Source organism: Pseudomonas tructae (assembly GCF_004214895.1).
GTDB lineage: Bacteria > Pseudomonadota > Gammaproteobacteria > Pseudomonadales > Pseudomonadaceae > Aquipseudomonas > Aquipseudomonas tructae.
The window spans coordinates 3932772-3943871 of record NZ_CP035952.1 but is presented as its reverse complement, the minus strand read 5'-3'; the positions used below and the strand labels follow the sequence as shown (position 1 = coordinate 3943871).

The window sequence follows — 11100 nt, the reverse complement described above, 5'->3', positions numbered from 1 at the left end:
AACCCGCGGCCGGGTGTGTTCCGGCCGCGCTTGAGAGTGATCTGGAATGTCAGTGAATCCCGATATTGCCGCTTACCTGCAACTGGTCAATGCCGGCCGCGCCAGCGGCAAGAGCCAGGCCATGCATGTGCTCAGCCCCGAACAGGCGCGCCTTGAGTTCGACCAGTCGTCATTGTTGATGGGCATGGGGGGCCAAGGGCTGGGCGAAGTCAGCGCGGTGCACATCCCCACCCGTGACGGCCAGCGCCTTGATGCGCGCTTGTATCGCCCCTCGGACTGCGCCGCCGGGTTGCCGGTGCTGTTGTACTTTCATGGCGGAGGCTATGTGGTCGGTAGCCTCGACTCCCATGATGCGATCTGCCAGGGGCTGGCCGAGAACACTACTTGCCTGGTGCTCTCGGTGGCGTACCGATTGGCCCCGCAGTGGCGCTTCCCGACCGCCTGCGAAGATGCCGAAGATGCCTGGCGCTGGCTGTGCAGCGAGGCGGCGGCACTGGGCGGTGACCCGCAGCGCCTGGCTGTGGCCGGTGACAGCGTCGGGGGCAGCCTGGCGACCCTGGTCGCGCAATCTGCTGCGGCGCACCAGCAGCCGCTGCTGCAGGTGTTGATCTATCCGGTCACCGATGCCAGCCAGGTGCGCGCCTCCATCGAGCGCTATGCCCAGGGCTATTTGCTGGAGAAGGACACCCTGGCGTGGTTCTACCAGCAGTACGCCAGAACCCCGGCAGACCTGCACGATCCGCGTTTTTCGCCGTTGCTGGCGGCGCTCGACGGGGGCCAGGCACCGGTGCTGATGGTGCTGGCCGAATGCGACCCGCTGGTGGACGAAGGCCAGGCCTATGCTGCGGCACTGGGTGAGGCGGGGGTGACGGTGGACCTGCAACTGTACGCCGGCATGACCCATGACTTCCTGCGCATGGACGCCCTGGTCGATGAGGCCGAAGAGGCATTGCAGTACATTGCCCAGGCGTTGCGCAAGGCATTTGGGGGCTTGTAGCGCCGTGCATCGCGGGACGGTGTAGGTAGTTCAACAGTGGGAGCGGGCTTGCCCCGCGATGAGCATCGGTATCTACACATCTCTGATCCTGATCTATGAAGATGGCTCAGGGTGGTCTGCGCATGTGTGCTTATCCAGTTGATGTGGCGAGGCTACCGGCCCCTTCCGCCCTTACGTGAACTGACCCCCCATCGGTGCTCCACTCGGCCTACTGAAGTCGCTGCAGATCAAGATCAAGATCAAGATCAACAGCGCGGTGTGAACACAAATGTGGTGTGCGACCTCAGCCAGCAAGAGCGAAGCGAATTGTGCTGTTGATCTGGCTTTTGATTTTTCGCGATTTCAGGAGGCCGAGTGGAGCACCGATGGAGGGGGTGCAGGCCCATGGATGGGCCGAAAAGCGCCGAGGGACATGGATGTCCCTTCGGCGCGGCCCCCGGAGTCGTTGCGTAAGGAGGGAACCCGGAGCGCAGCGCAGGGCCGGATGATTGAGCGAGCGGTTTTGCTCACTTTTTCCAAGAAAAAAGTGAGCCGCCGTAAGGGCGGAAGGGGCCGGCAGCGTCGCCACATCAACTGGATAAGCACGCCTATCAAGAGCCAATAGGCTGACTCGCCAAAGCGTGCATGCAGCGTATTCAAGACAAACAAAAAACGCCGTGGCCCTTGGGGACACGGCGTTTTTTCTTCAGAAGAACTTGTAGCGGGCGGTGACCATGAAGTTGCGCGGCTCGCCGAAGAAGTTGGCTTCTGTCGGCGCGGTGATGGTCGAGTAGTAGTGCTTGTCGAACACGTTGTTGAGGTTGAGGTTCACCTGCAGGTTACGGTTGACGTCATAGGAGGTGAACAGGTCGTAGACGGTGTAGCCACCTTGCTCAACCCCGAATGGCGTATAGATCTTGCTTTGCGTGCGCATCGCGCCACCGACTCGCCAGTCTTTGAGATCGTCCGGCAGGCGATAGGTGGTGGCCAGCTTGAACAGGTTGGCTGGCAGGTTGGTGCCGTAGCGCTTGCCCTTGGTAAAGGTGCCAATCGGATCGTAAGCCGAATCCTTGATCCGTTCGGCGGTGTTGTAGGTGTAGCCTGCGGAAACCTGCCAGTTCTCGGTCAGGGCCCCGCTCAATTCGAACTCGATGCCGCGGCTGCGAATTTCGCCGGCAGCGGTATAGCACGTGGCAAAGGGGTCGAAGCAGGTGCCCAGGGAGGTCGGTATCGCTTCAGGCAGGTTCTCCAGGTTGATCTGGAAGATCGCGATACTGGAGTTCAGGCGGCCATCGAAGTGCTCACCCTTGAGGCCGATCTCGTAGTTGGTGCCCTCGATCGGCTTGAGCACGGTGCCGGAGGTGGACTGCTCGCTTTGCGGCTGGAACACCTTGGTCGCACTGGCATACACCGAGTAGGTGTCGTTGAGGTCATAGACCAGGCCGAAGTAAGGCGTGACCTTGCGGGTGACTTTGAAATTGGCCTCACCCCAGGGGAAGTCACCGTCGTACTGCACCTTGTCCAGCTTGTACCAGTCCAGGCGCGCGCCGGCAATGAAGGTCAGCGGGTCGGCCAGGCTGAAGCGTGCGGTGGTGTAGGCGCTGGACTGCTCGATGCGCTGTTCGCTGCCCACGGCGCCATATTCGAGCAGTGCTGGCCGGGGGAACGCGCTCGGGTCCCAGTTGGTCGGGTCGAAGCTGCCCAGGTCGAAGGCCGCCGAGTCAAAGCCTGGCTGGGTTTTGAACGGGCCGCCAAGGTTGTCCCATTTGCTCACCCGGCGACTGCCGCCGACCACCAGCGAGTGGGTGCGCCCGAGCAAGTCGAAGGGGCCGCTGAAATAGCCGTCGAAGCTGTACTGGTCGCGGTCGTAGTCATAGGCACCGCCACGCAGGGTCATGCTCGGGTGGCCGTTGGCGTCGATGCTGCTGTTGCTGATGAACGTGCCTTGCATGTTCATTTCGCTGGTGATGTAGGTTGCCGCGCCCTTGGCTTTCCAGCCATTGTCGAAGCGGTGTTCGATGTCGGCGAACACTGTGGTGCTTTCCTTGTTCCAGTACGACCAGCTCGGGCTCATGCGCGTGGAGCGCGAGATGGGCAGGAAACTGCCGTCGGGGTAGGTGCCCATGCCGTTCCAGTCGGCGCCGGGGTTGTTCTCGTCGCTATAGGACACGCCCAGGCTGACGGTGGTGTCGTCGGTGACATCGGCCTCGACAATGCCATAGAGCAGGGTGCGTTCGTTGCTGTAGTCGTCGATGAACGAGTCTTTATTCTGGTAGCTGAGCACGGTGCGCCCGCGCAGGCTGCCTTGTTCGTTCAGGGCCGAGCTGGCATCGATCTCGAACAGTTGGTTGTCCCAACTGCCCAGACCACCAGTGACCGAGACCTGCGGGGTGACGGTGGGGCGCTTGCGGATCAGGTTGATCGAGCCCGAGGGCAGGCCTGCGCCTTCCATCAGGCCGGCAGCCCCGCGCACCACTTCGACCCGGTCGTACATGGCCAGGGAACCGGTGGACAGTGCGGCTTCTTCATAGGCCACGGGTACGCCATCGAACATCAGGTTCTCGATGCCGAAGCCGCGGGCGTTGAAACGCGGCCGTTCGCCGCCCCATTGGTTCAGGGTCAGGCCAGGGGTGTACTTGACCACATCACTGAGGGTGGTCATGCCCTGGTCTTCAATGCGCTGGCGGGTGATTACGCTGGTCGACTGCGGGGTTTCGCGCGGTGACAGGGCCAGTTTGGTCGCCGTGTTGGCGCTGCCGGTGGTGTAGGAACCGGTGTTCTCGGTAATCGCCCCCAGGCCCTGGCCCGACACGTTGGTCACGCCCAATTGCACCGCGTCAAAGGTTTCGCCACCGGTCACGGTGATGGTATCGCCCTGCAGGCTGTAGCGCAGCCCGGTGCCCCTGAGCAGTTCGGCAATGGCCGTCGCCACACTCAGGCGCCCGCGCAGCGGGTTGCTGCGGATCCGTTGCACCGCCGATGGCTCGAACAATACCTGCACTCCCGACTGACGGCCGAACTCGAGCAAGGCATTGCTGACCGGTTGGGCGCCAATGTTGAACTCGATTTCCTGCGCTTGAACCAGCATCGACACACTCAGAGTCGAAGCCAGCGTTGCGCCCAGCAGAGCGGGTTTGAGCAGCCTGCGCATCATCAATGCTTTGGCCAGGGGGGTGAAGGCGGGGAGTGCTGGCATTGTTCGTGCTCTAGGAATTAAGTGTTAATGATAATGATTCTTTTGTAGAGGTGAGACGTGCGACTGCGCTGAAACCGGAAAACTTTTTTGGGTTTTCCGGTTTCAGGCACCGTTCAGGCAGGTTGCAGTTGGTCCACGACCTGGCCGGCGTGCAGGCGCACCAGCTGGTCGGCAACGTCGAAGTAGCGGTCGTCGTGGGAGATGACAATGATGGTCTTGCCCAGGCGCTTGAGGTCCGGCAGCAGCTCGGTATAGAAAATTCGCCGGAAGGTCGGGTCCTGGTCGGCGGCCCATTCGTCGAACACCAGTACCGGGCGCTTTTCGATCCAGGCATTGACCAGCGCCAGGCGCTTGCGCTGGCCGGTGGACAGGTCGGTGGTGCTGAACTGACCGTCCTCGACCCTGACCTTGTGGGCGATCTCCAGGCGTTGCAGGTACTTGTTGGCGTCTTCGGGGATCTGCTGGTCGTTCTGTACCACATCGTCGAACAGGTAATAGTCGGCGAAAATGGTCGTGAACAACTGGCGGTAGTCGTCCCGTGTTGCCGCTTCGATCGCCTGGCCGTTGACCCGGATCTGGCCCTGTGCCGGTGGGTAGAGTCCCAGCAGCAACTTGATCAGGGTGGTCTTGCCACAGCCATTCTCACCGACGATGAAGACGATCTCGCCCTGTTCGATCCTAAGGTTCACCGGCCCCAGGCGGAACGGTTCGGCGCCTGCCACCGGATCGAAGGCATAGCCGACGTTGTCCAGCTCCAGGCTGTGGAACGCAGGTGTGGGGCGGGTGGTGTCGGTCAGCAGCAGGTGTGGCTCAGGGGTGGCGAACTGTTCCGACAACTGTGCGATACGCTGGAAGGCGATCTGCGCCCGGCTGACGATCGGCAGGGTGCTCACCAGATGCTCGAGCGGCCCTTTCATGTACAGCAGCACCAGGACGAACCCGCTCATGACGCTGGCATCGGCGCTGGGCCATAGCGACTGCAGGGCCAGGGCCAGGCCGATCACCACGAAGAACAGCATCGAGCCCAGGCTCTTGGCGATCACGAAGGTGTTGATCGAGCGGGTCTGGATGGCGCAGATCTGCTCGGCGGTGTGCTCGATGCCCTGCTTGAACATGCGTTGGCGCCGTGGGCGATGGATACGCAGCTCCTTGGCCCCTTCGGCGATGGCGTTGTAGTGCTTCTGCAGTTGATCCTCGGCATCCCTGGCCTGCATGAAGCCACGAATACCACGGGCTCGGGCGATGTACTGGATGACTGTGCCGATGGCAATAGCCACCAGCATCATCAGAAACATCGGCCAGGACAGCATGGCCAGGTAACCCAGGCAACCCAGGGTCACGGTCAGTGAAATGGCCAAGGGCGCGAAGGCGAAGGCGAAATCGCTGATGGTGTCGACGTCATGGGTCAGGACCGGGATCAAGCGGTGGCTGCGGTAGCGCTCGATCTGCTCGATAGGTGCCGACAGCACTTTCTCGCCCAGCTCTTTGCGCAGCTTGGCGATGATGTGCTGGCCGACATGGTTGGTACCGATGTCAGAGCAGATCGTGCTCAGCAACGCCAGGGCGCACAGCCCGGCGAAGGCCAGGACCACCTGCTGGGTCAGGCCGCCTTCGCTGTGCAGGCCACTGTTGATCGTGGCCAGCAGCGCGGTGACGCTCAGGCCGCCGACCATGCCAAGGACAATCGACAGGGTCACGATTGGCCAGAAGGGTTTGAGCAGGGCGAACAGCTCGCGCAGCGCCCCGCGTGGTTGCTTGGTCATCGAGAGGTCCTGCTCAGGCGCTGGTGAGGACGACAGCCTCACGCGGTTGGCTGGCGTGCTTGCCCAGGGTCTGATACAGCGACTGGCCGATCTCCGCGGCGCGCACCGGCAGTACCGACAACAGGGTGTCGCTCAAACCATGAGAGTTTTCACAGAAGCCTTGCAGGTAAACGGCGGCATTGAGCTGCGGGGTGCTCAGGGCGCGGTAGTTGCGGTCGACCTCGAAGTCCTGCAAATGCTCTTGCAGCGGCGCCAGCAGCTCGCGGTGGGAGCGGCGCTCATAGCCGGTGGCGAGAATCACCGCATCGTAGCGATGGGTCTGTTCGACATCGGTGGCCAGGTCGCGCAGGGTCAGTTCGATGCCTTCGGTGGTGCTGGCCACCGCTTCGATCTGGCGACGGCAGAGGACCGAATGACGGAACTGGTGCGCGACTTTCTGCCGATAGAGGATGCCGTAGATACGCTCGAGCAGGTCGATGTCCACCACTGAGTAGTTGGTGTTGTGATACTCCTCGATCAACTTGGCGCGCTCGCTTTGCGGCTGGTTGAACACCAGGTCCGTGTAGTCGGGGGCGAACACTTCGTTGACGAACGGGCTGTCATCGGCCGGTTTCAGGGCCGAGGCGCGCAGGATCATGTCGACCTTGACCGACGGGTAGCTGTCGTTGAGGTCGATGAAGGCTTCGGCCGCGCTTTGCCCGGAGCCGACGATGGCGATGCGCATTGGCTCGCCCTTGGCGCACGGCAGTTGCGCAAGGCTGTTCAGGTACGCAGAGTGGTGGAACACCCGAGGGTCACCCTTGAACGAGGCGAACGCGGCGGGAATCTTCGGCGTGCCGCCGCTGCCGACCACCACCGAGCGCGCCCGGCGCAGGTGCTCCTGGCCGTGCTGGTCACGGGAGATCAGGCGCAGGTGATCGACCCGGCCATCCACCAGCTCAGGTTCCACCCGCAGCACTTCCTCGCCATACACCGCCTGGGTGGCGAAATGGTCTGCGGCCCAGCGCAGGTAGTCGTTGTACTCCAGGCGGCAGGGGTAGAAGGTGCCCAGGTTGATGAAGTCGACCAGGCGTTGTTTCTGGTGCAGGTAGTTGACGAAGCTGTAGGGGCTGGTGGGGTTGCGCAGCGAGACCAGGTCCTTGAGGAAGGAAATCTGCAGTTCGCTCTGGGTCGCCAGGGTGTTGCCGTGCCAGCGGTAGTCGGTCTGTTTGTCGATGAACAGGGCATCGAGGGCGTGGCCGTTGGTTTCGGCAAGTTCTTCCAGAGCAATGGCCAGGGCCAGGTTGGAAGGGCCGAAGCCCACGCCGATCAGGTCGTGGATTTTTCCGGAGAATTGGGTCTGGCTCATGGGTGCGGTTCCTTGGGTGGTCGAGTGGGGGCGCCGGTAAAGGGCGCCCCGGATCCTGCGCAAGTACACCGATAGAACGAGCCTTGGAACTGAGAATTTACCGCTTTTGCATGCTTAGAGTTCGCGCGCTACCCGAAAGCCGATCCAGTCACCGCGGTTGTCCGGCAGATTGTTGTTGCGGTTGCCCGAACGCGAGAAGATCGGTGCTTCGCCCCAGTCGTTGCCGCGGATCTGCACCAGTTCACAGCCGGCGTGTTTCCAGGCGCTGCCATCGCTGGGGGCGCCAACGTAGTCGTCGTGAGTACAGTCGGCGACCCATTCGTAGACGTTGCCATGCATGTCGTAGACGCCAAAGGCATTGGCCGGGTAGCTGCCCACTGGCGCGGTGAAGCTGAAGCCATCCTTGGGGCCGTAGACATTGGCGTGCTGGCTGATTTCGTACTCGGCGTTGGGGTCCAGCGGGAAGGGAAACGGGCCGCTGCTGCCGGCCCGTGCGCCGTACTCGCGTTCTGCTTCGCTGAGCATCCGGTAGTGCTTGCCCGTCTTCTTCGACAGCCACGCGGCATAGGCTTGCACATCGTGGTAGCTCATGCACACGGCCGGCTGCCCGGGGCCTTGCTTGTAGCGTGGCTTGCTGGCCTTGCACTCGCGGCCCGGGCGGGTGTCGCCATCGGCAATCTTCACCCCTGATTCGCGCAGGTAGGCGTCCCACTCGCCGGCGGTGACCTGGTAGCGGCTGATGGCGAAGGGCTTGGCAAAGGTCACCTGGTGCAGCGGGCCTTCATCCGGTTGGCGCCCGACTTCGTCATCCGGGGTGCCCATCATGAAACTGCCGGCAGGCAGCACGACCATGTCCGGGCAGGCTGCCTTGCAGTCGCGAAAGACGCTGCCAGGGGTATTTGCGGTGCCCGCCAGGGCCGGGAGGCTGCAGCCGGCGAGCAGCGCGGCCAGGGTCAGGTGATGCAGGGTACGCGTCATAAAAGGGCCTTTATCAGAGTTTCTTGATCAGCAGGGCCATGGCCCGGTCGATTTCCTGTTCGTTGTTGAGCAGACTTGGGGCAAAACGAATCACCGGGCCAACGTCGCGCGCCACCGCATCGACCATCACCCGGTTTTGCACCAGGTAGGCGGCAATGGCGTCGGCATCGCGGTGCTTGATCCGGAAGAAGGTAAAGCCCGCCGAATGCTCCGGGCTGCGCGGGGTGACCAGTTCGATGGCCTTGTGCTCGCTCAGGCGCGCTTTGAGTAGCGTGTTCAACTGGTGGATGCGTGCCTGGACATCGGCCTTGCCCAACTGCAGGTGCAGTTCGAAAGCCTTGCCCAGTGCCCAGCGGTGCTCGAAGGCGTGATAGCCGCCGGGGGTCATGATGGTGGCGAAGTCTTCGTCCTCGGAGAAGGTGGCGAAGGTCGGGGTCAGGTGTTCCATCTTCTGCGAGGCGGCGCAGATGATCCCGGTGCCGCGCGGGCCGAACATCCACTTGTGGGTGCCGGCGATGAAGTAGTCACACTTGAAGTCGACGAAGTTGCTGTCCTCGACGCCGAAACCGTGCACGCCATCGACCACGTAAAGGATCCGCCGGCTTTCATCGCGATCGCGGTTGTGCTGGCGCACCAGCTCGCCAATCTGCCCGACCGGCAGTTTCACCCCGCTGCCCGAGTGCACCCAGGTCATGCCCAGCACCCGGGTGTTGGGCTTGATGGCCTGATCGATGGTGCTTAGCACCTGGTCGGTGGAGACTTGCCAGGGTTGCTCGAACAGGCGCAGCTTGCGCACCTGGGTGCCTTCGTGGCGTTGGCGAAAGTCCAGGGTATTGTGGGTGGAGTAATGCTCGTGTTCGGTGGTCAGGATTTCCTGCCCGGCGCCGACCTGCAGGCGCCCGTAGATCATGCCCAGGCCTTCGGTGGTGCTGCCGGTCAGGGCGATCTGGCGGGGCTGGACCTGCAGGTAGCGCGCGGCCCACTCACGCACCTCGCCTTCGCGTTGCCATTCGTACTGGCTTTCCCAGTCCATGCGGCTGGCCGGATTGCGGTCGACTTCGGCGCGGTAGTAGTCGATCGCCTCTTGCACCGGGCGCGGGTGGGCGGTGACCAGGAAGTTGGCGAAATGGGCGTAGTCCGGGTCCAGGGGGAATAGCTGGCGCAGGTTACGCCATTTGTCGCTGCCGGACAGCGGTGCAGCAGGGGTGGCCAGGGCCTGGGGCAGCAACGGCAGGCTGGCGGCGAACAGGCCGGCCTGCTTGAGAAAGGTACGGCGATCAGTCATGTCGGGCGATGTCCGGCTCAAGGCATTGAGGTGCTGGCAACGGGCTGGGCGGCTTTTTGCACCTGCTCCCAGACGCGCAGGAAATTGCCGGCCCAGAGCTTGGCGATATCTGCCTCCGAGTAGCCGCGGCTGAGCAGTTCAGCGGTAATGTTGCGAATCTCGCTGACGTCCTTGAAACCGTCGAGGCCGCCGCCATCGTTGAAGTCGGAGCTGAGGCCGACGTGGTCGATGCCGACCTTTTTCACCGTGTAATCGATGGCATCGACCAAATCCTTCAGGCCCGCCTTGGGTTCCTCTTCGAGGATGCCGTAAAGGCTGCCGGCGTACTCGCCAAAGCGTGCTTCAGGCCAGATGGCGATCACCGCGTCGCCGGGCATCAGCGCGTTGGCCAGGCCTTGTAGCGGCTGCAGGTCGAAGCGCACGCGCAAGGCTTCGAGCTTGTCCAGGGTCGGCTTGCTCAGGGGCTTCAAGTACTGGCCGAAACCAACGACCTGGATCACGCCGCCACTGTCCTTGATCAGCTGCATTTCCTTGTCACTGAGGTTGCGCGGAATGTCTACCAGGGCCCGCGGCGCCGAGTGCGAGGCGACGATGGGCGCACGGCTCAGGCGGGCGACGTCTTCCAGGGCCAGGGTCGACATCTGCGACACATCGATGATCACCCCCAGTTCATTGAGACGCTTGACCGCCTGTTCGCCCAAAGGGGACAGGCCACCAAGGGCGTCGGCGGTGTCATTGAAGAACGGCAGCGGCCGCGAGGAATCGGCCCAGTCGTTGTTGCCGGTGTAGCTGAAGCCGAACATGCGCATGCCGCGCTTGGCCCACAGGTCCAGTTGCGTCAGGTCGTGGCCGAGCGGGTAGGCGTTGAGCATGCTGATGAACACCGCGAATTTGCCTTCGCCATTGAGGCGGCGAAAATCATCCGGGGTGTAGGCAATACCCACCTGGTTGGGGAAGTCGCGCACCATATTGCTGATGATCTTGTAACGGACTTCCTGCTGGTGCCGTGCTTCATCGACAAAGCCCGGGGTAGGGCGGTGCGGGGCGTTGGGGCCGTTCCACAGCTCCGGCCAGCCGAAGATGGTCAGGGCCGCGCCGGACAAGCGTCCCTGGCCAGCCTTGACCAGGTCGAACTGACCGCTGCCGTTCTTGTCCACTTCATTGCCGGCGCTGCCAAAATCCAGCGGCACGGTGATATGGCTGTCGAACGACAGCATGTGTTCATGCAGGGCATTGGCTTGTTCGACGATCTGCCGCGGGTAGCCGGTTTGCGGCTGGAAGTACAGGTAACCGGCAACGCCGGCGCCCAGGGCCACCGCCAGGGCAAGCGGCAGGCCGATGTACAGGGCTTTGCGGGATCGGGTCTTGGTCTTGGTCATTGCCATCTCGACGCTGGGCTGATCGGAACGGCTTGCCCGGTGCACGGGGGTGCCGGGGGCGAAGCGCGGGTATCAGGAGGGACGAATGGCGTGCCGGCAAATTTATCCAGAGGCTGGTCAGGCTCAAGTGTGCGCCTGTTCAGCCGATAGCCCGGTTACCCCAATACCATCAGGA

Annotated in this window: 7 protein-coding genes; 1 reads left to right on the top strand and 6 read right to left on the bottom strand. The window is 62.7% G+C overall.

Annotation, left to right across the window (positions count from 1 at the left end; translation table 11 throughout):
- Positions 1-46 precede the first annotated feature (46 nt).
- The gene (locus EXN22_RS18110) at positions 47-997 is read left to right on the top strand and encodes an alpha/beta hydrolase (protein WP_130265360.1); all 951 of its coding nucleotides are present in this window, start codon (positions 47-49) and stop codon (positions 995-997) included.
- Between the two features lie 685 nt (positions 998-1682).
- Here EXN22_RS18110 and EXN22_RS18105 read toward each other — a convergent pair.
- From EXN22_RS18105 to pvdM, 6 genes are all read right to left on the bottom strand, one after another.
- Positions 1683-4172, bottom strand: a complete 2490-nt coding sequence (locus EXN22_RS18105) for a TonB-dependent siderophore receptor (RefSeq protein ID WP_130265359.1) — start codon at positions 4170-4172, stop codon at positions 1683-1685.
- Positions 4173-4285: 113 nt separating this feature from the next.
- Complete coding sequence (locus EXN22_RS18100; protein WP_130265358.1) at positions 4286-5935, bottom strand: cyclic peptide export ABC transporter; 1650 nt, start codon at positions 5933-5935, stop codon at positions 4286-4288.
- Positions 5936-5948: 13 nt separating this feature from the next.
- On the bottom strand, positions 5949-7283 hold the full coding sequence (locus EXN22_RS18095; RefSeq protein ID WP_130265357.1) for a lysine N(6)-hydroxylase/L-ornithine N(5)-oxygenase family protein: 1335 nt from the start codon (positions 7281-7283) through the stop codon (positions 5949-5951).
- Between the two features lie 114 nt (positions 7284-7397).
- Entirely contained in the window at positions 7398-8261 is an 864-nt protein-coding gene (pvdO, locus tag EXN22_RS18090) for a dihydropyoverdine dehydrogenase (RefSeq protein ID WP_130265356.1), read from the bottom strand.
- A 13-nt stretch (positions 8262-8274) separates the two neighbouring features.
- On the bottom strand, positions 8275-9546 hold the full coding sequence (pvdN, locus tag EXN22_RS18085) for a pyoverdine-tailoring periplasmic protein PvdN (RefSeq protein ID WP_130265355.1): 1272 nt from the start codon (positions 9544-9546) through the stop codon (positions 8275-8277).
- Positions 9547-9563: 17 nt separating this feature from the next.
- Positions 9564-10925, bottom strand: coding sequence for a pyoverdine-tailoring dipeptidase-like protein PvdM (gene pvdM, locus EXN22_RS18080; protein WP_130265354.1), 1362 nt, complete (start codon positions 10923-10925; stop codon positions 9564-9566).
- Positions 10926-11100 lie beyond the last annotated feature (175 nt).